The following is a 24,203-nucleotide window of genomic DNA, read 5'->3' as shown; positions in this document are numbered from 1 at the left end:
TACGCGCGCCTATGCACTGGGTCCCGAACCGCCGCGCTCACCCCGGGCGTTCACGACGGCAACGGTCAGCGCCCCAGATGCCTGCGCACATGCCGGTCGACCTTGCGCTGGACCCGGTCCAGGATGTCCACGACCAGACTGCCGCGTCTGGGGCGGGCCTCGACGCTGCCCAGGACCGCCCAGCCGTCCACGTGCACCACGGGGGCCTCGGTGTCGGTCGAGTCGGCCGTGTCCACCTCGAAGCTGCCCAGCACGGCGCCGCCCGCGCCGCGCAGCGTCACGTTCTCCGGGACCCGGATGTCGACGCTGCCGAAGACCGAGACGGCCTTGACGACCACCTGCTGGTACTCGAAGACCGCCTCGCTCAGGTCTATCTCGACGCTGCCGAAGACCGAGTAGGCGTGGATCCGGCGGCCCGCCCGCCAGCGGCCCTTGCGGACCGCGGCGCTGAACACCGCGACCACCCGGTCGTCCGGCTCGGCGGGCAGCGCGCCGGGCACGGGGCGCCGCGGCGGCGCCGAGGGGAACGCGCGCCGCTCGTGGGCGGCGGGCAGGTCCCGGACGAACCCGTCCAGCTCGCCCACGGTCTTGGCGGCCAGCACGCCCTCGACCCGCTCGGCGTGCTCGTCGGCGCTGAGCCGCCCCTCGGCGTGCGCCTCGCGGAGCATGTCGGCGATGCGGTCGCGGTCGGCGTCCGAGGCGCGCAGTTCGGCGACGGGCGTGGGGGCGTCCTGCTGCGGCGCGTGCTTCTGAAGGTCCACGGCAGCAGCGTACCCAAACGCGATAGATCGCGACCAGCCCTCGCCGGTACTTACTGAGGACAACCTCACAAGTTCACCGTCACCGGCAGGTTCTACGCTGAGGAACGCTGCCAACGGAGGCCAGCGACCGTCTGTCGAGTGAGGAATGGGCGAGATGCCTGAGTTCGCGTACACCGATCTGCTCCCCCAGGGAGAGGACACCACCCCCTACCGGCTGGTGACCTCCGAGGGTGTCTCCACCTTCGAGGCCGACGGGCGAACGTTCCTCAAGGTGGAGCCGCAGGCGCTGCGCAAGCTGGCCGAGGAGGCCATCCACGACATCCAGCACTATCTGCGCCCCGCGCACCTGGCGCAGCTCCGCCGGATCATCGACGACCCGGAGGCCTCCGGCAACGACAAGTTCGTGGCCCTCGACCTGCTGAAGAACGCCAACATCGCGGCGGCGGGCGTGCTGCCGATGTGCCAGGACACCGGTACGGCGATCGTCATGGGCAAGCGCGGCCAGAACGTGCTGACGGCGGGCGGCGACGAGGCGGCGCTCAGCCGCGGCATCTACGACGCGTACCAGAACCTCAACCTGCGCTACTCCCAGATGGCCCCGCTCACCATGTGGGAGGAGAAGAACACCGGCTCCAACCTGCCCGCCCAGATCGAGCTGTACGCGACCGACGGCGGCGCCTACAAGTTCCTGTTCATGGCCAAGGGCGGCGGCTCGGCCAACAAGTCGTTCCTCTACCAGGAGACCAAGGCGGTCCTGAACGAGTCCGCCATGATGAAGTTCCTGGAGGAGAAGATCCGCTCGCTGGGTACGGCCGCCTGCCCGCCGTACCACCTGGCGATCGTGGTCGGCGGCACGTCGGCCGAGTACGCGCTGAAGACCGCGAAGTACGCCTCCGCGCACTACCTGGACAACGCGCCCACCGAGGGCTCGCCGCTCGGGCACGGGTTCCGGGACAAGGAGCTGGAGGAGAAGGTCTTCGAGCTGACCCAGCAGATCGGGATCGGGGCGCAGTTCGGCGGCAAGTACTTCTGCCACGACGTACGGGTGGTCCGCCTGCCCCGGCACGGCGCCTCGTGCCCCGTCGCGATCGCCGTCTCCTGCTCGGCCGACCGGCAGGCGGTCGCGAAGATCACCGCCGAGGGCGTGTTCCTGGAGCAGCTGGAGACCGACCCGGCGCGGTTCCTGCCGGAGACCACGGACGAGACCCTCAACGAGGGGGGCGTCGAGGGCGACGTCGTCCGGATCGACCTCAACCAGCCGATGGACGCCATTCTCGCCGAGCTGACCAAGTACCCGGTCAAGACCCGGCTGTCGCTGACCGGCCCGCTGGTGGTGGCCCGCGACATCGCGCACGCCAAGATCAAGGAGCGGCTGGACGCGGGCGAGGAGATGCCGCAGTACCTGAAGGACCACCCGGTGTACTACGCCGGTCCGGCGAAGACGCCCGAGGGGTACGCCTCCGGGTCCTTCGGGCCGACCACGGCCGGGCGGATGGACTCCTACGTCGCGCAGTTCCAGGCGGCGGGCGGCTCCAAGGTGATGCTGGCCAAGGGCAACCGGTCCAAGCAGGTCACCGACGCCTGCGACGCGCACGGCGGCTTCTACCTCGGCTCGATCGGCGGCCCGGCCGCCCGGCTCGCCCAGGACTGCATCAAGAAGGTCGAGGTCGTCGAGTACGAGGAGCTCGGCATGGAGGCGGTCTGGAAGATCGAGGTCGAGGACTTCCCGGCGTTCGTCGTCGTCGACGACAAGGGGAACGACTTCTTCCAGGACCCCGCGCCGCAGCTGACGTTCACGTCGATCCCGGTGCGAGGGCCGGGGCTCGCCTGACCCGAACGGACCTCGTCCAGGAACAACGGGCCGGTGCCGTTCGCTGTACCGGACATGAGCGACAGCGACTACCGCATCGAGCACGACTCCATGGGCGAGGTCCGCGTCCCCGCAGCCGCCAAGTGGCGGGCGCAGACGCAACGGGCCGTCGAGAACTTCCCCGTCTCCGGGCAGCGGATCGAGCGGGCGCACATCGAGGCGCTGGCCCGGATCAAGGGGGCGGCGGCGAAGGTCAACGCCGAGCTGGGGGTGCTGGACCAGGAGGTGGCCGGGGCGATCGGGGCGGCGGCGGCCGAGGTCGCCGACGGGAGGTGGGACGACCACTTCCCGGTCGATGTCTTCCAGACCGGCTCCGGCACCTCGTCCAACATGAACACCAACGAGGTGATCGCCACCCTGGCGAGCGAACGGCTCGGGCGGGACGTGCACCCCAACGACCACGTCAACGCCTCCCAGTCGTCCAACGACGTCTTCCCGTCCTCCATCCACATCGCCGCGACCGCCGCCGTCAGCCGGGACCTGGTCCCGGCGCTGGAACATCTGGCGGCGGCCCTGGAGCGGAAGGCCGAGGAGTTCGCCGACGTCGTGAAGTCGGGGCGGACGCATCTGATGGACGCCACCCCGGTGACCCTGGGGCAGGAGTTCGGCGGATACGCGGCCCAGGTCCGGTACGGCGTGGAGCGGCTGCACGCCTCGCTGCCGCGGCTGGCCGAACTGCCGCTGGGCGGCACGGCGGTCGGCACCGGGATCAACACCCCGCCCGGGTTCGCCGCCGCCGTCATCGCGGAGGTGGCCCGGGTCACCGGGCTGCCGCTGACCGAGGCCCGCGACCACTTCGAGGCGCAGGGCGCCCGGGACGGGATCGTGGAGACCAGCGGGCAGTTGCGCACCATCGCGGTCGGGCTGACGAAGATCGCCAACGATCTGCGCTGGATGTCCTCCGGCCCCCGGACCGGGCTCGCGGAGATCGCGCTGCCCGACCTCCAGCCCGGGTCGTCGATCATGCCGGGCAAGGTGAATCCGGTCATTCCGGAGGCGGTGCTGATGGTCGCGGCCCAAGTGACCGGCAATGACGCCACCGTGGCGACGGCGGGCGCGGCCGGCAACTTCGAGCTGAACGTCATGCTGCCGGTCATCGCCAAGAACGTGCTGGAGTCGGTGCGGCTGCTCGCCAACGTCTCCCGGCTGCTGGCCGACCGGACCGTGGACGGGATCGTCGCCCACCGCGACCGGGCCCGCGAGTACGCCGAGTCCTCGCCGTCCGTGGTCACGCCGCTGAACAAGTACATCGGGTACGAGGAGGCCGCCAAGGTCGCCAAGAAGGCGCTGGCCGAGCGGAAGACGATCCGTCAGGTCGTCGTGGAGAGCGGGTACGTGGAGCGCGGCGACCTGACCGAGCAGCAGCTCGACGAGGCGCTGGACGTGCTGCGGATGACCCGCCCCTGAACGGGGGCCGAGGTGACGGATGCCGCAGCGCCGGATGCCCGCGGCACCTAATATCTCCGCATGGCAGACGGTGAAGCGGTGAGTACGGCCGCCCGGGCGGGCGGGCCGGCGTTCTGGACCCCCGGGACCCAGATCCTGTGGCGCTACCGGGAGAACGGCGGCCCCCGCCCGCACATCGCCCGCCCCGTCACCGTCGTACGCGACGACGCCGACCTGCTCGCCGTCTGGCTGGCCCCCGGCACCGAATGCGTCAAGCCGGTGCTGGCCGACGGCACGCCCCCGCACCGGGAACCGCTGGCCACCCGCTACACCAGACCCCGGACCGTGGCCCGCGGCCACTGGCTCGGCACCGGGGTGCTGAAGCTGGCCCGGCCCGGCGAGCCCTGGTCGGTGTGGCTGTTCTGGGAGCCGGACTGGCGGTTCAAGAACTGGTACGTGAACCTGGAGGAGCCGCTGACCCGCTGGTCCGGCGGCGTCGACTCCGAGGACCACTTCCTGGACATCACCGTCGACCCGGACCGCGGCTGGCAGTGGCGGGACGAGGACGAGTTCGCGCAGGCCCAGCGGGACGGACTGATGGACGCGGCGCTGGCCGAGCGGGTGCGGGCGGCCGGCCGGGCCGCCGTGGCGCTGATCCGCGCCTGGGGGCCGCCGTTCTCGGACGGCTGGCAGCACTGGCGCCCGGACCCCGCGTGGCCGGTACCGTTCCTCCCGGCCGACTGGGATCGCACGCCCGCGCACGTGTCCTCATGAGACCCTTGATGCGCCCCCGGGCAAGAAACGTAGGATCGTCCTCCGCAAGGGCTCGCGGCGGCAACAGGCGTGACCCGCACAGGGCTTGACCGAACGTCACCGAGGGGCGGCAGGACGTGAGCGAGGGGTACGAGGGCAGCGCCGGCAGGGACCGCGGCCGGTGCGGCGGCGGTACAGGCACAGCCTCTGACCACGCGGGGATTCCGTTCCCGGGACGGCAGTTCCGGGTAATCGGATTTCTGCGGGACGAACTGCACGCACGGCGGGCAGTCGCGGACGGACGGATTCGACACGCGTGACGGAGCACCCGATCTCCTTCGAGCGCCCTCAGCCGGGCATCGACCCCACGGACCCCCGCGGGGCGCTGCTGCACACCCCGGCACCGCCACGCGCCCCCGAGGGCGCCCTCCCGGCGCAGGGCCGCACCGGGGACACCCCGCCGACGCCACCCGTGCCGCCCGCGCCCGCCGCGGCGGGCGGCGACCCCGTCGGGGTCTCCGAGCACGCCCAGCCGGGCACCGAGGAGCCGGCCGGGCCCGGCGCCCACCGCCCCCGGCCGGTGCCGGTCCAGGAGGGCGCCCCGGCCGAGCCGGCCGGTCCGGAGCGGCGCAGCGGGCAGCCGCTGCCGCCGGGCCGGCCCACGCCGATGCGGCGGGACGGGGAGCGGCTGCGGTTCGTGGGCGCCGCGACCCGGCGGATCGCCCGGGGCATGGACCTCGACGAGATCGTGATGGGGCTGTGCCGGGCGACCGTGCCCACGTTCGCCGACGCGATCCTGGTCTATCTGCGCGAGCCGCTGCCGGTCGGCGACGAGCGGCCCACCGGTCCGCTGGTGCTGCGGCTGCGCCGCACCGACCGGATTCCGGCCGAGCGGGACACCGAGGGCAGCTTCGTGCCGCCGGTCCAGCCGGAACCGGCCGATCTGGACGCGGTCGGCGCCGAGCTGTGCGAAGTACGGCCCGGCAGCGCACTGGCGGAGGTGCTGCGCGGCGTGCGGCCGGTCTTCACGGACGCGCCCGCGGCCCGCGCCGCCCTGCCCGAACTCCTCGGCGACCGCAGCGAACTGCCCATCCCCGAAGGACAGCGCGCCATCCTGGCGCCGCTGCGCGGCCGGCGCCGGGTGATCGGCGCCGCGCTGTTCCTGCGCCGCCCGGACCGGACCGCCTTCGAGGCCGACGACCTGCTGGTCGCCGCGCAGCTCGCCACGCACAGCGCGCTGGGCATCGACAAGGCGGTGCTGTACGGCCGCGAGGCGTACATCGCGGACGAGCTCCAGCGCACCATGCTCCCGGAGAACCTGCCGCGCTGCACGGGCGTCCGGCTGGCCTCCCGTTACCTCCCGGCCGCCGAGACGGCCCGGGTCGGCGGCGACTGGTACGACGCGATCCCGCTGCCCGGCAGCCGGGTGGCGCTGGTGGTCGGGGACGTGATGGGGCACTCCATGACGTCGGCGGCCATCATGGGCCAGCTGCGCACCACCGCGCAGACCCTGGCGGGCCTGGACCTGCCGCCCCAGGAGGTGCTGCACCACCTGGACGAGCAGGCCCAGCGGCTCGGCACCGACCGGATGGCGACCTGCCTGTACGCGGTCTACGACCCGGTCTCGCACCGCATCACCATCGCCAACGCCGGCCATCCGCCGCCCGTCCTGCTGCACCTGGGCGGCCGGGCGGAGGTGCTGCGGGTGCCGCCGGGCGCCCCGATCGGCGTCGGCGGCGTGGACTTCGAGGCCGTGGAGCTGGACGCGCCGGCCGGCGCCACCCTGCTGCTCTACACCGACGGTCTGGTGGAGTCGCGGCTGCGGGACGTGTGGACCGGCATAGAGCAGCTGCGGGAGAAGCTCGCCGCCACCGCCCAGCTGACCGGCCCGGACCATCCGCCGCCCCTGGAAGCGCTGTGCGACGAGGTGCTGGACATGCTCGGGCCGGGCGACCGGGACGACGACATCGCGCTGCTCGCCGCCCGCTTCGACGGGATCGCGCCGAGCGACGTGGCGTACTGGTACCTGGAGCCGGAGGACGCGGCGCCCGGCCGGGCCCGCCGGCTGGCCCGGCACGCGCTGGCCCGCTGGGGCCTGGAGGAGCTGACCGACTCGGTCGAGCTGCTGGTCAGCGAGGTGGTCACCAACGCGGTGCGGTACGCCTCCCGGCCGGTGACCCTGCGGCTGCTGCGTACCGACGTGCTGCGCTGCGAGGTCGGCGACGACGTGCCGCAACTGCCGCGGCTGCGGCAGGCCCGGGCCACCGACGAGGGCGGGCGCGGGCTGTACCTGGTGAACCGGCTGGCCCGGCGCTGGGGCGCGACCCGGCTGAGTACCGGCAAGGTGGTGTGGTTCGAGCTGAACCACGGCTGAGTCCCCGACAGACGGAAGGGCGCCCGGTGCAGATGTGCACCGGGCGCCCTTCCCGTCTAGCTGCCGCCTACCAGTCGTCGCCCGGGATGCCGTCGTCCTCCTCGTCGGTCTCCTCGTCGTCCGGCGGCGGAGTGGTGGTCTCCTCGTCGTCCGGCGGCGGAGTGGTGGTCTCCTCGTCGTCCGGCGGCGGGGTGGTGGTCTCCTCGTCCGTGGGCGGCGCGGAGGTGGTCTCCTCGTCGGTCGGCGGCGCGGAGGTGGTCTCCTCCTCGGTGGGCGGGGCCGACGTGACCGGCGGCGCCGAGGTGGTGGGGGCGACCGCCGCGCCCTGCTTGGTGTCCAGGTCGAACTTGCTGGTCGCGTCCATCACGCCGAAGGTGTACGCGGCCCAGATCTGCGCCGGGTACCCGCCGCCGTTGACGCGGTCGTTGCCGCCCGCGCCGTACATCGCGACCTGGCCGTGGGTCTTGGCGTCCTCGCCGAACAGGCCGACGGAGGTGACCAGCTTGGGGGTGAAGCCGGTGAACCAGGCCGACTTGTTGTTGTCGGAGGTACCGGTCTTGCCGGCCACCTGCTGGCCGTCGCGCATCGTGTTGTCGCGTACCGACGTCTTGGCCGTACCGTCGTCGACCACGCCGGTCAGCACGCTGGTCACGGTGTCCGCGGCCTCCCGGCTGATGACCTGCTCGCCGATCGGGTCGGGGAACTCGACCGCCCGGGAGTTGTGTTCGACGGACTTCACGACCGCCGGGGTGACCTTCTTGCCGTGGTTGTCGAGGGTGGCGTAGACGCCGGCCATCTGGAGCGGGCTGGCGCCCATACTGCCCAGGGTCTGGGCCGGTACGGCCTGGAGGTCGTCGTCCATGCCGAGGTCGGCGGCGACGTCGACCACCTGCTGCATGCCGACGTCGACGCCCATCTGCGCGAAGACGGAGTTCACGGACTTGTTCATGGCCGTCTGCACGGAGATGTCGCCGTAGTCGGCGTCGTCCTCGTTCTCCGGGGCGAAGCCGACCTTGGTGCCGTTCTCCACCACCTGGCGCTTGCTGGTGCCGTCGTAGACCGTGTTCGCGGTGATCGGCACGCCGTCCTGGGTCTCGGCGTCCTGGTCCACGGCGGCGGCCAGGATGACCGGCTTGAAGGTGGAGGCGGGCTGGTAGTCCTTGCGGGTGGCGTTGTTGACGTAGTGCTTGAGGTAGTCCACGCCGCCGTACATCGCCACGACCGCGCCGGTCTTCGGGTCGACGGAGACCGCGCCCGCCTGGACGTCGGCGTCCACGTCGCGTTCGTCGGAGTCGAGCTTGCTGGTCAGCTGGGCCTTGACCGACTTCTCCAGCGCGGCCTGCTTCTTCTTGTCGATGTTGAGGGTGATGGTCCAGCCGCCGGCCTCCCGCATGGCCTCGGCCTGGTCGCTGTCCTCGGCGGTGCCCTGGTCGACCAGTTGCTGCTCCAGCGCGTCGTTGGCCGCGTCCACCAGATAGCCGGTCTGCCCCTGCATGCCAGCGGTGCCCTTGGGGTCCTTGGGGACCTGGAACTTCGCGGCCTTCCGGTCGGAGCTGCTCAGCCAGTCCTGCTCGACCATCTTGTCCAGGACGTAGTTCCAGCGCTCCTTGGCCAGCTTCTTGCCGGTGTCGGTGGCCACCGCCCAGTCGTACTGGCTCGGCGCCTGGAGGAGTGCGGCCAGGTAGGCGCCCTGCTCGACCGTGAGGTCCTCGGCGTCGACCCGGTAGTAGGCCTGGGCGGCGGCCTGGATGCCGTAGGCGCCGCGGCCGTAGTAGCTGGTGTTCAGATAGCCGGCGAGGATGTAGTCCTTGGACTTCTCCCGGTCCAGCTTCAGGGAGATGACCAGTTCCTTCAGCTTGCGGGTGACGGTCTGGTCCTGGGTCAGGTAGTAGTTCTTGACGTACTGCTGGGTGATGGTCGAGCCGCCCTGCGCGCCCTTGCCGGAGACCGTGTTGAGCAGACCGCGGGCGGTGCCCTTGAGGTCGACGCCGGAGTCCTCGTAGAACGTCTTGTTCTCGGCGGCGACGAAGGCGTGCTGGACGTCCTTGGGCACCTTGGAGAGGTCGACGATCTCGCGGTTGCGGTCGCCGTCGCGGGTCATGACCGTGCCGTCGCTGTACTTGTAGACGTTGCTCTGCAGCGTCGCGTCGGCGTTCCCCGCGGGGATCTGGATCATCATGTACAGCACGATGAAGGCACCCATGCCGAGCAGGCAGAGGCCGAGGAAGGTGCCGAGCATCTTCTTCCAGGTGAAGAGCCGGCGTATCCGTCCCTTGCCGTTCGCGGCGGCCGGTGGACGGCGGCGCTTTGGCGCCGCGCGGCGTCCGCCACGCTGCCGCGCTTTTCTCTCTTCCGCTCGTCCCATGGGCTCGTTCCGCTCCGCTTCGTTCGTGTGTGCTCACCGGCCACACAGGTTCCGTCAGCAGGTCAGCGTAAGAAGCTAGCACCGCCAGATGTGGCGAAGAGTCGCCGATCCTGCCTTTTGGGCACGTGAGAATCAGCACCTCCTCCACTTGGAACCGACGTACGGGAGGGCTTGAAGGTTGCCGTGAGCGGGTAAAGTGCTATCACTTAGATAGAAACACGATGGCTACTGACGGGGGTATTCCCATGACCGCACAGGACCCGCAGGTCACCGCCGACCTGCCCGAGATGCCGGCGCCGCGGGTGCGGGAGTGCCCGGCCAACAGCATCGGCGGGGGCTGGGCGCTGCTGCTCGGGCTGGTCGGGCTGCTGGCGGGCGCGGGGCTGATCGCGAGCGCCACGGCGGTCGCGGCGGCCGGCGGCAAGACGGCGCTGATCATCGGCGGCATCCTGGTCGCGATCGCCGCGTTCCTCGCGATGTGCGGGCTGAACATGGTCGCGCCCGGCGAGGCGCGGGTGGTCCAGCTCTTCGGCCGCTACCGGGGCACGATCCGGCAGGACGGCCTGCGCTGGGTCAACCCGCTCACTTCCCGCACCAAGATCTCCACCCGGGTGCGCAACCACGAGACCGCGGTGCTCAAGGTGAACGACGCCTACGGCAACCCGATCGAGCTGGCGGCCGTGGTGGTGTGGAAGGTCGAGGACACCGCGCAGGCCATGTTCGAGGTGGACGACTACGTGGAGTTCGTCTCGACCCAGACCGAGGCGGCCGTGCGGCACATCGCCATCGAGTACCCCTACGACGCCCACGAGGAGGACGGCCTGTCGCTGCGCGGCAACGCGGAGGAGATCACCGAGAAGCTCGCCGTGGAGCTACACGCGCGGGTGGAGGCGGCCGGCGTGAAGATCGTCGAGTCCCGCTTCACGCACCTCGCGTACGCGCCGGAGATCGCCTCGGCGATGCTCCAGCGGCAGCAGGCGGGGGCGGTCGTGGCGGCGCGGCGGCAGATCGTGGACGGGGCGGTCGGGATGGTCGAGATGGCGCTGGCCCGGATCACCCGGGAGGACATCGTGACGCTGGACGAGGAGCGCAAGGCGGCGATGGTGTCCAACCTGATGGTCGTGCTGTGCGGGGACCGCTCCGCGCAGCCGGTGCTCAACACGGGGACGCTCTACCAGTGACGACGGATTCCGGGGCCGACCCCACCCCGCGGCGCCGGCCGCAGCAGCGCAAGCAGGTGCTGCTGCGGCTGGACCCCCTGGTGTACGAGGCGCTGGCCCGCTGGGCGGGCGACGAACTGCGCTCGGCCAACGCGCAGATCGAGTTCCTGCTGCGCCGGGCCCTCGCGGAGGCCGGCCGGCTGCCCCGCGACACCGGCCCGCTGCCCCGCCGGGGCCGGCCGCCGTCGAGCGACGGGCCGCCGCCCGATGTGACACAACCGTGACAACAAGCCCCCACCTGCACGGCCGCACCGCCCGCCACGGTCTACACACAAGATGTATACACACCGCGTATACACCGTATGTAGAGTGCTCCGCATGTCCATCGGTCACACTCTGCTCGGGCTCCTGGAGTCCGGCCCCCGCCACGGTTACGACCTGAAGCGGGCCTTCGACGAGAAGTTCGGTCACGACCGGCCGCTCCACTACGGCCAGGTCTATTCGACGATGTCCCGGCTGCTGAAGAACGGCCTCGTGGAGGTCGACGGCATCGAGGCCGGCGGCGGCCCGGAGCGCAAGCGGTACGCGATCACCGACGCCGGCGTCACCGACGTGGCGCGGTGGCTCGCGACGCCGGAGAAGCCGGAGCCGTACCTCCAGTCGACGCTGTACACGAAGGTCGTCCTCGCCCTGCTCACGCACCGCGACGCCGCCGGCATCCTCGACGAGCAGCGCGCCGAGCACCTGCGGCACATGCGGGTGCTGACCGACCGCAAGCGCAAGGGCGACCTCGCCGACCAGCTCATCTGCGACCACGCCCTGTTCCACCTGGAAGCCGACCTGCGGTGGCTGGAGCTCACCGCGGCGCGCCTCGACAGGCTCCGTACGGCGGTGGCCCCGTGACGACTCCGCCCCCCGGCTCGCTGCTCACCGCGCAGGACCTGCGCAAGGCCTACGGCCCCACCCTGGCGCTGGACGGCGCCGAGTTCTCCATCCACCCCGGCGAGGTCGTCGCCGTGATGGGACCGTCCGGTTCCGGCAAGTCCACGCTGTTGCACTGCCTGGCCGGCATCGTCCCGCCCGACTCCGGGACCATCAGCTACGACGGGCGGGAACTGTCCGCCATGAACGACGCCCAGCGCAGCGCGCTCCGGCGCACCGAGTTCGGGTTCGTGTTCCAGTTCGGCCAGCTCGTACCGGAACTGACCTGCGTGGAGAACGTGGCGCTGCCGCTCAGACTGAACGGCACCGCCCGCAAGGCGGCCGAACGGACCGCGCTCGGCTGGATGGAACGCCTGGAGGTGGACGACCTGGCCAGGAAGCGGCCCGGCGAGGTCTCCGGCGGTCAGGGGCAGCGGGTCGCCGTCGCCCGGTCGCTGGTGACCAGCCCGCGGGTGCTCTTCGCCGACGAGCCCACCGGTGCCCTGGACTCGCTCAACGGCGAACGCGTGATGGAACTGCTCACCGAGGCCGCCCGGTCCACCAACGCCGCCGTGGTGCTGGTCACCCACGAGGCCCGGGTGGCCGCCTACTCGGACCGCGAGATCATCGTGCGCGACGGCCGGTCCCGGGACATGGAGCGGGTCGTATGAACGCCCGGCACTGGGGCCGCGATCTGGCCCTGGGCGTCCGGTTCGCGCTCACCGGAGGGCGCGAGGGCTGGACCCGCGCGCTGCTGACGGCCGTCGGCGTCGGGCTCGGGGTGGCGCTGCTGCTGCTGACCACCGCCGTCCCGAGCGCGCTGTCCGCCCGGCACGCCCGGGAGGACGCCCGTACGGACATCACGTGGATGAACACCACCGTCCCCGCGCGCTCGGCCGGCACCCTGCTGGTCGCGGACCTGGACACGGAGTTCCGCGGCCAGCGGATCCGGGGCCGCGCGATGCAGGCCGAGGGACCCGACGCGCCGGTGCCGCCCGGCCTGGACGCCGTCCCGGCCGCGGGCGAGATGTTCGTCTCCCCCGCGCTGAAGAAGCTGCTGGAGTCGGACGCCGGGAAGCTGTTGCGCGCGCGGCTGCCCGACCCGGTCACCGGCACCATCGCCGAGCAGGGCCTGGTCGGTTCGGCGGAACTCGCCTTCGTCCGGGGCGCCGAGGGACTCGCCGCGCACGTCGACGGCACCCACGTCACCCGGATCGACCACTTCGGCGCGCCCGGCGGCGACTCGGAGGGACTCGACCCCGTCCTGCTGCTGCTGATCCTCGTGGTGTTCGTGGTGCTGCTGATGCCGGTCGCCGTGTTCATCGCGACGGCCGTGCGGTTCGGCGGCGAGCGCCGCGACCGGCGCCTGGCGGCGCTGCGGCTGGTCGGCTCCGACAGCCCGATGACCCGGCGGATCGCGGCCGGTGAGGCGCTGGCGGGTGCGGTGCTCGGCCTGGTCTTCGGCACGGTGTTCTTCCTGCTCGGCCGGCAGCTCGCGGGGCAGGCCGTGATCTACGACATCAGCGTCTTCCCCAGCTATCTGAACCCCTCGCCGGTCCTGGCCCTGCTGGTCGCGGTGGCCGTGCCGGCGGCCGCGGTGCTGGTGACGCTGCTGGCGCTGCGCGGAGTGGTCATCGAGCCGCTCGGTGTGATCCGCACGGCCCGGCCCGCGCGGCGCCGGCTGTGGTGGCGGCTGCTGCTGCCGCTGGCCGGGCTGGCGCTGCTCTACCCGATGGTCGGCCAGGGCCGCGACAACGGGGACTTCAACCAGTACCTGGTGATCGGCGGTGTGGTCCTGCTGCTGGTCGGTGTGACGGCGCTGCTGCCGTGGATCGTGGAGCGGTTCGTCGCCCGGCTCGGCGCCGGCCCGGTCGCCTGGCAGCTCGCGGTCCGCCGGATCCAGGTCAACAGCGGCACCGCGGCCCGGATGGTCAACGGGGTGGCGGTGGCCGTCGCCGGGGCGATCGCCCTGCAGATGCTGTTCGCCGGGGTGGACGACGACTACACCAGGAACACCGGCCAGGACGTCTCGCGCGCGCAGATGCAGGTGTCCCTGTCGGACGACCTGCCGGCCACCGCCACCGCGAAGTTCCGGTCCACCGGGGGCGTCGAGCAGGTCTACGCCTACTCCGAGGGCTCGATCGGCGACCGGCCCGACGACCCGGAGAGTTCCGAGCAGGTGACGGTCGGGGACTGCCGATCGCTGCGCCAGGTCGTCCGGCTGGACTCCTGCGTGGACGGTGACATCTTCGTCGTCCGCGACCCCTCCTGGGAGTCGGACATCGAGGCGCTGGCCGAGCCGGGACAGCGGCTGTACTTCGACCCGTCGTACGGCGACTCGCCGGGCGCCCGGACCGGCTGGACGGTGCCGGCGGGCATCAAGGACGCCGGCGAACGCGTCGGCCTGACCAACAACACGACCTCCGGGTTCCTGTTCACACCGGGGGCGCTGGGCGGCAAGGCGCTGGCGAGTCTGCGCTCGGAGCTCTACCTCCAGCTCGACCAGGCGGTGCCGGACGTCCAGGAGCGGGTGCGCAACACCGCGGCGGCCGTCGACCCGCTGGCCGACGTCACGGTCTGGTCGGCCACCGAGCAGAACGAGAAGTTCACGGCCATCCGCACCGGCCTGTTCGTGGGCGCCGCCTGTGTGCTGGCGCTGATCGGCGTGAGCCTGCTGGTGACGCAGCTGGAGCAGTTGCGCGAACGCCGCAAGCTGCTGTCGTCGCTGGTCGCCTTCGGCACCCGGCGCCGCACCCTGGGCCTGTCGGTGCTGTGGCAGACGGCGGTGCCGATCGCGGTGGGCCTGCTGCTGTCCGCGGTGGTGGGGCTGACGCTCGGCGCGGTCCTGCTGAAGATGGCCGGCACCCCGGTCGCCGTCGACTGGCCGAGCCTGCTGGCGATGACCGGCGTCGGCGCGGCGGTCGTGCTGACGGTGACGCTGCTCAGCCTGCCGCCGCTGCTGAAGCTGGTCCGGCCGGACGGGCTGCGTACCGAGTAGGCCGGGGTCCCGGGTCCACGACCCGGACCGGCAGCGCCCGCACCGCCTCCCGCAGGGACGCCGCCAGTTCCTGGTACTCGGCGCCGCGCGCCGCCCCGGTACGCATCACCAGGGCGATCCGGCGGGTCGGGGCGGGGTCGGCGAACCAGGCGGTGCGCAGGCCGGCGGAGCGGGCGGTCTCCACCCGGACCGCGGTGCGCGGCAGCAGGGTGACGCCGAGGCCGCCGGCGACCAGTTGGACCAGCGTGGACAGGCCGGCGGCCGTCGTGGTCGCCGGCACCTCCGCACGTCCGGCTTCCCGGCAGATGTCGAGCGCCTGGTCGCGCAGACAGTGCCCCTCGTCCAGCAGCAGGAGGTTGAGCGAGCGCAGCGCGGTGCGCGGGACGCCCGCCCGGCCGCCGAGCCAGTGGCCGACCGGGGTGACCAGTACGAAGTCCTCGTCGAAGAGCGGGAGTTCGGCGACGCCGGGCATGGCGAGCGGCACCGCGAGCAGCAGCAGGTCGAGGCGGCCGGCGGTGAGCCCGTCCAGCAGGCTCGCGGTCTGCTCCTCGTGCACCTGGAGGTCGAGGTCCGGGTGCCGGTCGTGGACCAGCCGCAGCACGGTCGGCAGCACGTACGGCGCGACGGTCGGGATGACGCCGAGGCGCAGTGCGCCGGTGAACGGGGCGCGCAGCGCCGCCGCCTCCTCCGTCAGCGCCCCGACCTCCGCCAGTACCGCCTTGGCCCGCACCAGCAGCCGTTCGCCCTCCGGGGTGAGCAGTACCCGGCGCGTCGTACGCTCGACGAGGGTGACACCGAGTGACTCCTCCAGGGCCGAGACGGCACCGGAGAGCGCCGGCTGGCTCATGCCGATCGCCGCGGCGGCGTCGCGGAAGTGCAGGTGCTCGGCGACCGCCGCGAACGCGCGGAGCTGGGAAAGGCTGGGCTGCCGCGGTTCGGGACCGACCGTACTGATAGTTGCCTCCGATCAACTCGACCGAGTCTAGCTATTTCCGTAATCAATGCGCTCTGTGCCACGATCAGAACCGTCCAACCCAAGGGAAACGCCCGCAAACCGGGCGTTTCTTCGCTGCAAGGAGAGCGTGTGCTCACTGTCGGTGACAAGTTCCCCGAGTTCGAACTGACCGCCTGCGTCTCGCTGGAGAAGGGCAAGGAGTTCGAGACGATCAACCACAAGACCTACGAGGGCAAGTGGAAGATCGTGTTCGCCTGGCCCAAGGACTTCACCTTCGTGTGCCCCACCGAGATCGCGGCCTTCGGCAGGCTGACCGAGGAGTTCGCCGACCGGGACGCCCAGATCCTCGGCTTCTCCGGTGACTCCGAGTTCGTCCACCACGCCTGGCGCAAGGACCACCCGGACCTGACCGACCTGCCGTTCCCGATGATGGCCGACTCCAGGCACGAGCTGATGCGCGCGCTCGGCATCGAGGGCGAGGACGGCTTCGCGCAGCGCGCCGTGTTCGTCGTGGACCAGAACAACGAGATCCAGTTCACGATGGTGACCGCCGGCTCGGTCGGCCGGAACCCCAAGGAGGTGCTGCGGGTCCTCGACGCCCTGCAGACCGACGAGCTGTGCCCGTGCAACTGGAGCAGGGGCGACGAGACCCTCGACCCCGTCGCGCTGCTGTCCGGAGAGTGAGCTGACATGTCCCTCGACTCCCTGAAGTCCGCCGTACCGGACTACGCCAAGGACCTGAAGCTCAACCTGGGCTCGGTCATCGGCAACTCCGACCTGCCGGCGCAGCGGCTGTGGGGCACGGTGCTGGCCACCGCCATCGCCTCGCGCTCCCCCGTCGTGCTGCGCGAGCTGGCCCCGGAGGCGAAGGCGAACCTCTCGCCCGAGGCGTACACGGCCGCCAAGTCGGCCGCCGCGATCATGGCGATGAACAACGTGTTCTACCGCACCCGGCATCTGCTGTCGGACCACGAGTACGGCACCCTGCGGGCCGGACTGCGGATGAACGTCATCGGCAACCCGGGTGTCGACAAGGCCGACTTCGAGCTGTGGTCGTTCGCGGTCTCCGCCATCAACGGCTGCGGCATGTGCCTGGACTCGCACGAGCAGGTGCTGCGCAAGGCGGGCGTGGACCGGGAGACGGTCCAGGAGGCGTTCAAGATCGCGTCGGTGATCCAGGCGGTGGGCACCACGCTGGACGCCGAGGCGGTCCTCGCCGAGTAGTTCCCGCGCACGGCAGCGGGCCCCGCCCACCTCCTGGTGGGCGGGGCCCGCGGCTATCCGGCGTCCGGCTCGGCGCCCGGGGGGTCGGCGGCCGGCGGTTGCCCGGCCGCCGGCGCGGCGTCGGTCGAGGTGGCCCCGTGCGGCCGCGGCGTCCCGCGCAGCGCGGTCTCCCGGGAGTGCGCCCGCAGATAGCCCACCACGGTGTTGGTCACCGCGACCAGCGGTACGGCGACCACCGCGCCGCCGATGCCGGCCACCAGGCCGCCGGCGGCCACCGACAGCACCACCGCGAGCGGGTGCACCCGTACCGCCCGGCCCAGGATGAACGGCTGGAGGATGTGCCCCTCGATCTGCTGCACCGCCAGCACCACGACCAGCACCATCACGGCGGTGAACACGCCCTGGGTCACCAGCGCGACGACGACCGCGAGCGCCCCCGACACCACGGCGCCGACCAGCGGCACGAACGCGAACAGGAAGATGAACACGGCCAGCGGCACGGCCATCGGCACATCGAGGAAGTAGATGCCGAGGCCGATGAAGATGGCGTCGATCAGGGCGACTATCACCGTGCCGCGCACATACGCGGTCAGCGTCCGCCAGGCCCGCGGGCCGGCGCCGGCCACGCCCGGCCGGGCGGCGGCCGGGACCAGCTTCAGCGTCCACTCCCAGATCCGCTTGCCGTCGTAGAGCAGGAAGAGGGTGGAGAAGGCCGCCAGCAGGATGCCGGTCAGTGCCTCGACGACGACGGTGACGCCCTCCAGGCCCGCCGAGGTGATCTGGTCGGTGTTGGCGCCGACCGCTTCCCGCAGGTTCTTGGCGATCTCGTTGATCTGCTTGTCGGTGACGTGGAACGGGCTGTTGAGCAGCCAGCGGCGCAACTCGTCGATGCCGTCCTGGACCTGGCCGGAGAGACTGTCGATGTTCTCCATCACCTGCCAGGTGACGAACCAGCCGATCAGGCCCATCACCACGAACCCGCCGATCGCGGTGAGCGCCGTGGCCAGTCCGCGCGGCACCCCGCCGCGCCGCAGCCGGGCCACCGTCGGCTGGAGCAGCGCCGTGATCAGCAGCGCGGCGACGAAGGCCAGCACGACCAGTTGGACCGCGCTGATGATCCGCATCAGCACCCACAGGGTGCCCGCGAGCACCAGCAGCCGCCAGCCCGCCTCGGCCGCGACCCGCACGCCCCACGGCACGGCCTGGGCGGGGTCGGGCCGGGCGGCGACGGCGGGCGGGTGGTCCGGCGGCGCCGGTACGTGGTCGTACGGCTGCGGCTCCACGGCGTCGGCGGCGGCCTGCTGCCGCTCCGCCTCGGCGCGACGCTGCTCCAGCGTCCGGCTCATGTGGGTCAGTCCGGCACCGAGCCGGCCGATCCACCCTGGCACTCGCGACATGATGCGTCCTCTTCCCCCGTCTCTCCCCACCACTCCCCCCGATACCGGTGCGGAGCCGTCGCACCGACCGTACCTGGCCGACGCGCGAAAGCCCCTCACCGAAGGACGGTGAGGGGCTGTACGGGGTTGAGCCGGGCTCAGTACCAGCTGTTGGCCTGCCAGAAGGTCCAGGCCTCGCACGGGCTGCCGTAGCGCGAGTCCATGTAGTTCAGGCCCCACTTGATCTGGGTGGCCGGGTTGGTCTGCCAGTCGGAACCGGCCGAGGAGTACTTGGAGGCGGGCAGGGCCTGGAAGAGACCGTAGGCGCCGGAGGAGGCGTTGACCGCCGTGTAGTTCCAGCTCGACTCGTGGTCGACGATGTTGCTGAAGCACTGGAACTGGGCGCTGGGCACCATCTGGCGTGCCATCGCCTGGATCTCGGCGGTGCTGTAGGAGCTCTGGACGGTGAAATCGGAGGCGTCGCGGGTGGAGCTGCGGCTGGCCTCCTGCTCCTCCTCCTCGCGCTCCTTCGCCGCCTGCGCGGCCTTCTTGGCCGCGTCGTCGGCTTCCTTCTTCTTGGCGACCGCGGTTTCGGCGGCGGCCTTGCGCGCCGCTTCCTCGGCCTCCTTCTTGGCGCCCGCGTCCGCGGCGATGGCCTGCGCGTCGGCCTGCTGCGTCAGGGACGCCGTCTGCACCTGGGCCTGCTGCCCCGCGGGGATGTCCGCGAGGAGCGTGGTGCCACTGGCCGTCGCCTCGGCGTCGTTGTTGGTGCCCTGCATGGTGCTGCCCGAGGCAACACCGACGACGCTTCCGACAGCGGTGACCGCCGTGGCCGAGGCCACTGCGAATCCCCGGACCGAGATCCGGCTCACACGGTTTCCTTCCAGCATCGCCCGCTTCGGTGACCCTCGCGGACGCAATCGTGCCCCTGACGCTGGCCTCCCCAACTTCGGGGTCACGGGAGGCGCGGGCCCGGTGGGCAACTCCCGGTGCGGGAGCGCCGCGTGGTGCGCGGGCGGCATACGACGTGGCTATGGAGTTGACCTGGTGCTTCTGTGGTTCCGTACCGCTGGGGGTACCGGTGTGTCGTATGCGGGGCCTGACAGAACGGAGACTCTGCCGTACCCGGACGGCGTGAGGCAATCTTGAGTTGCGTGTGAAAGCTCACACCTCGTTTGGCCCGAACGATTTACGGAAACTCCCGCACGCGAAAGCGCCGCCCGGCTAGGCTCTTGGCCTTTTGCCGGACGGCGCCCGGGACGGTCTTCCCGGAACTCTCAGATGCGGCCGTCCTCCAGCATTTCGGTCACGAGTGCCGCGATCTGGGACCTTTCCGACCGGGTCAGCGTGACGTGCGCGAAGAGCGGATGCCCCTTCAGTTTCTCCACCACGGCGACGACTCCGTCGTAGCGGCCGACGCGGAGGTTGTCCCGCTGGGCCACGTCATGGGTGAGGACGACCCGGGAGTCGGCGCCGATCCGGGAGAGCACGGTCAGCAGGACGTTGCGCTCCAGTGACTGGGCCTCGTCCACGATGACGAACGCGTCGTGCAGCGACCGGCCGCGGATGTGGGTGAGCGGGAGCACCTCCAGCATGCCGCGGGCGGTGATCTCCTCGATGACCTCGCGGCTGGTGACCGCGGAGAGCGTGTCGAAGACCGCCTGCGCCCAGGGGCTCATCTTCTCGGCCTCGGTGCCGGGCAGATAGCCCAGTTCCTGGCCGCCCACCGCGTACAGCGGCCGGAAGACCATCACCTTCTGGTGCTGGCGGCGCTCCAGGACCGCTTCCAGACCCGCGCACAGGGCCAGCGCCGACTTGCCGGTGCCGGCCCGGCCGCCCATCGACACGATCCCGATGTCGGGGTCGAGGAGCAGGTCGAGGGCGATCCGCTGCTCGGCGCTGCGGCCCTTGATGCCGAACGCCTCCCGGTCGCCGCGCACCAGCCGGACGCCGCCCTCCGGCGTGACCCGGCCGAGCGCCTTGCCGCGCTCGGACTGGATGGTCAGCCCGGTGTGCACCGGCAGGTCGGCGGCCTCGGGGACGTGGACGTGCCCCTCCTCGAAGAGGATGTCCACCTGCTCGCCGGGCAGGGTCAGCTCGGCCATCCCGGTCCAGCCGGAGGAGTCCGTGATGGCCAGTTCGGCCCGGTACTCCTCGGCGAGCAGGCCCACGGAGGACGCCTTGATCCGCAGCGGGAGGTCCTTCGACACCACGGTGACGTCGAATCCCTCGGCCTGGAGGTTGCGGGCGACCGCGAGGATGCGGGAGTCGTTGTCGCCCAGGCGGTAGCCGCTGGGCAGCACGCTGGGGTCCGAGTGGTTGAGCTCCACCCGCAGGGTCCCGCCGAGCTCCCCGATCGGGATCGGGGCGTCGAGGCGGCCGTGCCGCACCCGGCAGTCGTCGAGCAGGCGCAGCGCCTGCCGGGCGAAGTAGCCGAGTTCGGGATGGTTCCGCTTGGCCTCCAGTTCCGTGACCACGACGATCGGGAGCACGACCTCGTGCTCGTCGAAGCGGCTCAGAGCGTTCGGATCGGCCAGCAGGACGCTGGTGTCGAGAACATAGGTGCGCCGGTCTGGCTTGGGGCGCTTTGCGCTGGTCACCACGGAAGGACGTACCCCCTCGGAAGAGGTCGGGGAGCGACGGAGTGGGGCTGGACCGGTCGACGGCCGCGATGCACACATCGCACGGGCCGGGGACCGGCCCTCCGCTGCGTCTCCCGTGCCATGACCGCACGGTCGGGCTGGTGCAAAGGGCCTCCCGGGCGGGACGGCCCCGTGCCGCCCGCTGAGAACCGACACCCGTGGTTCGGGTGTCGACCTGGTTGCTTTATGCCCTGGAAGGACCGCGGCCATGCCACGGCATATGACGGCGCGCCGATGAACTGTTCGTTACGCGTGACTCGCGGGGGCGCCCGGGAGGCCCGCTGGGCCGGCGGGGCGGGGCTACGGGGCCGGGTCCGGCCACACAGAAAAACGGGCCGGTCCGTGGGGGGGATACGGACCGGCCCGAGGGGGGGTTTCCACCATAACCCTTCGTAAGGGCTACTGGGCACATCGGCGCCAAACAACTACTCTCCGAATTCGTCCGGCGACGCCACGGTGGCCGTCGGACCCCCGGTTCAGGCGGGAATCATGGCCGGAACACAGCCTGATCCCAGGGGAACCGGGTGACATGTGAGGTGTTGCACGGGGTCCGGCGCGCGTCTGCCCCCGTTCGGTGAAGCGCCCCCGGTTCCCCCTGTCGGGTGACATCACCGACGAACGCGCACTTGACCCGGCACCGCGCAGCCCCCTCCGCTGCGCGGTGCCACCCACGTGGCTTTGCTCACGCGAATCAAGTTGGTCCGAACTTACGCGATCCCGCACGACTCGATCGAGTCGCGGGACGCCGTGCGGGATAACGATGTGGAAACCGGGTGGAGATATTCGGCGGCGTTACCGGGCGGATCGCAGCAAACTACGCGAAGGGTTCGGTGCCGGCGGGCCGGCCGGGCTTGCGGGCGTCGACGAGATGCCGGGAGCTGTGGGCCACGAACGGCCCCTCGGTCTCGATCCGCCGGTGCAGGGCGCGCAGCCGGGGCTGGTACGCCTCGACGGTGAACCCCGGGACCATCCACACCACCTTGCGCAGGAAGTGGACGACCGCGCCGATGTCGTGGAACTCCATGCGCAGCCGCTGGGCCCGCAGGTCCACGACCGTCAGCCCGGCGGCCTCGGCGGCGGCCCGCTCGTCCTCGGGATGCCGGTCCCGGCGGCTCGCCCGCGGCCGCGGCCCGAGAAAGTACTCGACGAGCTCGAAGGCACTGCCGGGCCCGACGTGCTGGGCGAAGTAGGCGCCGCCGGGCCGCAGTACCCGGGCCAGCTCCGCCCACCGCGGTCTGACGGGGTGCCGGCTGACCACCAGGTCGAAGGCGGCGTCGGCGAAGGGCAGCGGCGCGTCCTCCGGTACGGCGACCACCGCGACGCCGCGCGGGCCGAGCAGGGCGGTGGCCCTGGCGGCGTTCGGTGCCCAGCCCTCGGTGGCGACGGTGAGCCGGGGCGGGCGCGGGGCCGCGCCGAGCGCGCCGTCCAGTACTTCGCCGCCGCCGGTCTGCACGTCCAGCACGGCGCCGGCGCCGGCCAGCCGTCCGGCCAGCGACCGGGCGTACCCCCAGGTGGGCCGTTCCTCGGTGGCCCGCCCCTCGAACCAGGAGAAGTCCCAGCCCTCGGTGGGGGCGGCGACGGCTTCGGCGACCAGGTCTTCGTAACTGCGCATGGGTACGGGTCCTGGGCGATGAGCGGGCCGGCGCGTTCCGCCGTGCGGCGGAGGGAGTGGTCTCTTCCTACCGGGGGATGATCCGCCTTACAACGGGATTTCGGCACGGTGGCCACTGTGTGGTGCTGAGCCGAGTCGGGTGACAGGAGCATGCAGTGGTCCCATCTCGGGTGGTCCGGTGAGGGGGCGCCGGTGGGCGGACGGCCGGGGCACGCTGGTCGTGCCGGGGGCGGCGGGCGACGGCACGGCGGTCCGGGTGCCGCTGGAGATCGCGGCGTCCTACCGGGCCCGTACCCGGGGGCTGCTGGGGCGGGACGCCGTGGCGGGGGCGATGCTGCTGACGCCGGCCGGGTCGGTGCACACGTTCCGGATGCGGATGCCGATCGACGTGGCGTATCTGGACCGGCGGTTCAGGGTGCTCGCGGTCCGCACGATGCGGCCGGGGCGGCTGGGCCTGCCCCGGCCGCGGTCGCGGCACGTGCTGGAGGCGGCGGCGGGGGCGATGGCCGGGTGGGGGGTACGGGCCGGAGTCCAGGTGGAGGTCCGCACGGAGGTGCTTCCGGTCTGATCAATGCCCGCCGGTCAGTCCTCCGTCCGGGGGAAGGAGACCTCGACCCGGCGGTTCTTCTTGCGGCCCGGTTCGGTGGAGTTGTCGGAGATCGGGTACTGCTCGCCGTAGCCGCGTACCTCGTAGGTGATGCCGGGGTCGTTCAGGGCCTGGGAGAGCAGGTCCTGCACGGCGTTGGCGCGCTTCTTGGACAGGACGTCTCCGTGGGCGGCGGAGCCGAGGTCGTCGGTGAAGCCGAAGACGCGGATGTTGCCGGCGTTCTGCGCCTTGATCTCCTCGGCGATACCGGCGATCCGGGACTTGGCCTCGCCGCCGAGCGTCGCGCTGTCCTTGCCGAACAGCACCTCGGCCTGGAGCGCGAACTTCACGTCCGTGTTGGTGTCCTCCCGGCGCTCGTCCCCGCTCTGGTCCTCGACGACCGACTTGATGTCCAGCACCTTGGGGTCCCCGAGGGTGGCCCCCTCGGGCAGCTTCAGATCGGGGTCGTTGGGGTCCACTTCCACGGGGGCGCCGGCGGTGGCCTCGGTTCCCGGGGGGACGCTGGGGGTGTCGTCGGCGTGGGCGGGCGCGGCGCCGACGACGAGGACGGAGGTGGTGAGCAGCACGGTGAGGCGGGTGCGGATCATGGGTGCCTCACCCGGAGATCGTGATGGTCGCGGCCGAGAACATGGGCAGTTGGAAGGTCACCTCGGTGGTATCCGCGGGCGGTGCGGGGAACTGCATGAAGACAGGCACCGACTCGCCGGCCTTCAACGCCGGGAAATTGGTCGTCGTCAGCGGTCGGCCGTCGGTGTCGCGCAGGACGTAGTACCGCTTCTTCCCCTTGGAGTCCACCAAGGCGGCTCCACCGAGGGAGCTGCCGTTCCGGATGATCTCTGTCTCGTTCCCACTCAACTGGGCGGGGACATTGGTGGTCTCCGCGCCGTCGTTCTTCAGCGCGCCGCTGACGGTGACGAAGCCTCCCGCATCCCGCTTCGCGGAGGTGAGACTGAGCAGCAGGCCGTCGGGGCCCTTGATTTCGGCCAGGGGAGCCTCCGATTCGTTCTCCTGAGTACTCGGCTCGGAGCCGCCCTTGGCGGACGTCGAGGACGAAGCCTCCGGCTTGTCGTCGCCGCCCCCACCGCAGCCGGCCAACCCGATGGCCAGGCCGGCTGCGACGGCCAACGCGACCGCTCCGCTACGGGCCTTCGTGGCGAATCGCACGCTCATGCCTCTGCTTCCTCGTCCCTTGTCGTTCG

21 protein-coding genes are annotated in these 24,203 nt (G+C 71.6%); 12 read left to right on the top strand and 9 right to left on the bottom strand.

Going from position 1 to position 24,203, the window contains the following annotated elements:
• Window positions 1-65 precede the first annotated feature (65 nt).
• Window positions 66-761, bottom strand: a complete 696-nt coding sequence (locus AB0G32_RS15590; protein WP_361162768.1) for a DUF1707 domain-containing protein — start codon at window positions 759-761, stop codon at window positions 66-68.
• A gap of 145 nt (window positions 762-906) precedes the next feature.
• On the opposite strand from AB0G32_RS15590, the gene AB0G32_RS15585 reads away from it, so the two are divergent.
• From AB0G32_RS15585 to AB0G32_RS15570, 4 genes are all read left to right on the top strand, one after another.
• The gene (locus tag AB0G32_RS15585; RefSeq protein ID WP_361162766.1) at window positions 907-2,592 is read left to right on the top strand and encodes a fumarate hydratase; all 1,686 of its coding nucleotides are present in this window, start codon (window positions 907-909) and stop codon (window positions 2,590-2,592) included.
• 54 nt (window positions 2,593-2,646) lie between these two features.
• Window positions 2,647-4,038, top strand: coding sequence for a class II fumarate hydratase (locus AB0G32_RS15580; RefSeq protein ID WP_361162765.1), 1,392 nt, complete (start codon window positions 2,647-2,649; stop codon window positions 4,036-4,038).
• 60 nt (window positions 4,039-4,098) lie between these two features.
• Entirely contained in the window at window positions 4,099-4,791 is a 693-nt protein-coding gene (locus AB0G32_RS15575; RefSeq protein ID WP_361162763.1) for a DUF402 domain-containing protein, read from the top strand.
• A 295-nt stretch (window positions 4,792-5,086) separates the two neighbouring features.
• Complete coding sequence (locus AB0G32_RS15570; RefSeq protein WP_361162761.1) at window positions 5,087-7,144, top strand: SpoIIE family protein phosphatase; 2,058 nt, start codon at window positions 5,087-5,089, stop codon at window positions 7,142-7,144.
• A 67-nt stretch (window positions 7,145-7,211) separates the two neighbouring features.
• Here AB0G32_RS15570 and AB0G32_RS15565 read toward each other — a convergent pair whose 3' ends face one another.
• Entirely contained in the window at window positions 7,212-9,509 is a 2,298-nt protein-coding gene (locus tag AB0G32_RS15565) for a transglycosylase domain-containing protein (RefSeq protein ID WP_361162759.1), read from the bottom strand.
• 245 nt (window positions 9,510-9,754) lie between these two features.
• On the opposite strand from AB0G32_RS15565, the gene AB0G32_RS15560 reads away from it, so the two are divergent.
• From AB0G32_RS15560 to AB0G32_RS15540, 5 genes are all read left to right on the top strand, one after another.
• On the top strand, window positions 9,755-10,690 hold the full coding sequence (locus AB0G32_RS15560) for an SPFH domain-containing protein (protein WP_361162757.1): 936 nt from the start codon (window positions 9,755-9,757) through the stop codon (window positions 10,688-10,690).
• On the top strand, window positions 10,687-10,953 hold the full coding sequence (locus tag AB0G32_RS15555; protein WP_361162755.1) for a hypothetical protein: 267 nt from the start codon (window positions 10,687-10,689) through the stop codon (window positions 10,951-10,953). The genes AB0G32_RS15560 and AB0G32_RS15555 overlap by 4 nt, the downstream gene beginning before the upstream one ends.
• Before the next feature lie 94 nt (window positions 10,954-11,047).
• Window positions 11,048-11,572, top strand: coding sequence for a PadR family transcriptional regulator (locus tag AB0G32_RS15550; protein WP_361162753.1), 525 nt, complete (start codon window positions 11,048-11,050; stop codon window positions 11,570-11,572).
• Window positions 11,569-12,261 (top strand): ABC transporter ATP-binding protein, encoded by a 693-nt coding sequence (locus AB0G32_RS15545; protein WP_361162751.1) that lies wholly within the window; start codon window positions 11,569-11,571, stop codon window positions 12,259-12,261. The genes AB0G32_RS15550 and AB0G32_RS15545 overlap by 4 nt, the downstream gene beginning before the upstream one ends.
• A complete protein-coding gene (locus tag AB0G32_RS15540; RefSeq protein WP_361162749.1) occupies window positions 12,258-14,588 on the top strand; it encodes an FtsX-like permease family protein in 2,331 nt (776 codons plus the stop codon). Before AB0G32_RS15545 ends, AB0G32_RS15540 begins: the two co-directional genes overlap by 4 nt.
• Here the strand turns inward: AB0G32_RS15540 and AB0G32_RS15535 are convergent.
• Window positions 14,533-15,543, bottom strand: a complete 1,011-nt coding sequence (locus tag AB0G32_RS15535) for a LysR substrate-binding domain-containing protein (protein ID WP_361162897.1) — start codon at window positions 15,541-15,543, stop codon at window positions 14,533-14,535. The genes AB0G32_RS15540 and AB0G32_RS15535 overlap by 56 nt on opposite strands.
• Before the next feature lie 129 nt (window positions 15,544-15,672).
• On the opposite strand from AB0G32_RS15535, the gene AB0G32_RS15530 reads away from it, so the two are divergent.
• Complete coding sequence (locus AB0G32_RS15530) at window positions 15,673-16,227, top strand: peroxiredoxin (RefSeq protein ID WP_361162747.1); 555 nt, start codon at window positions 15,673-15,675, stop codon at window positions 16,225-16,227.
• Window positions 16,228-16,233: 6 nt separating this feature from the next.
• On the top strand, window positions 16,234-16,767 hold the full coding sequence (locus AB0G32_RS15525) for an alkyl hydroperoxide reductase (RefSeq protein WP_361162745.1): 534 nt from the start codon (window positions 16,234-16,236) through the stop codon (window positions 16,765-16,767).
• 53 nt (window positions 16,768-16,820) lie between these two features.
• Here AB0G32_RS15525 and AB0G32_RS15520 read toward each other — a convergent pair whose 3' ends face one another.
• The 4 genes from AB0G32_RS15520 to AB0G32_RS15505 form a co-directional block, all read right to left on the bottom strand.
• Complete coding sequence (locus AB0G32_RS15520) at window positions 16,821-18,164, bottom strand: AI-2E family transporter (protein WP_361162743.1); 1,344 nt, start codon at window positions 18,162-18,164, stop codon at window positions 16,821-16,823.
• 137 nt (window positions 18,165-18,301) lie between these two features.
• A complete protein-coding gene (locus AB0G32_RS15515) occupies window positions 18,302-19,015 on the bottom strand; it encodes a lytic transglycosylase domain-containing protein (RefSeq protein ID WP_361162741.1) in 714 nt (237 codons plus the stop codon).
• Between the two features lie 405 nt (window positions 19,016-19,420).
• Window positions 19,421-20,746, bottom strand: coding sequence for a PhoH family protein (locus tag AB0G32_RS15510; RefSeq protein WP_361162739.1), 1,326 nt, complete (start codon window positions 20,744-20,746; stop codon window positions 19,421-19,423).
• An 853-nt stretch (window positions 20,747-21,599) separates the two neighbouring features.
• A complete protein-coding gene (locus tag AB0G32_RS15505) occupies window positions 21,600-22,397 on the bottom strand; it encodes a methyltransferase domain-containing protein (RefSeq protein ID WP_361162736.1) in 798 nt (265 codons plus the stop codon).
• 178 nt (window positions 22,398-22,575) lie between these two features.
• Here AB0G32_RS15505 and AB0G32_RS15500 point away from each other — a divergent pair, with 178 nt between their 5' ends.
• Entirely contained in the window at window positions 22,576-22,965 is a 390-nt protein-coding gene (locus AB0G32_RS15500) for a DUF192 domain-containing protein (protein ID WP_361162735.1), read from the top strand.
• Between the two features lie 14 nt (window positions 22,966-22,979).
• Here the strand turns inward: AB0G32_RS15500 and AB0G32_RS15495 are convergent, their stop codons facing one another.
• On the bottom strand, window positions 22,980-23,591 hold the full coding sequence (locus AB0G32_RS15495) for an OmpA family protein (RefSeq protein WP_361162733.1): 612 nt from the start codon (window positions 23,589-23,591) through the stop codon (window positions 22,980-22,982).
• Between the two features lie 7 nt (window positions 23,592-23,598).
• A complete protein-coding gene (locus tag AB0G32_RS15490) occupies window positions 23,599-24,174 on the bottom strand; it encodes a hypothetical protein (protein ID WP_361162731.1) in 576 nt (191 codons plus the stop codon).
• Window positions 24,175-24,203: the final 29 nt, after the last annotated feature.

The organism is Streptomyces sp. NPDC023723, from assembly GCF_040639815.1.
Lineage (GTDB): Bacteria > Actinomycetota > Actinomycetes > Streptomycetales > Streptomycetaceae > Streptomyces.
Note: the sequence above shows the minus strand (reverse complement) of the source record. Positions and strands in the feature narration are given on the sequence as shown.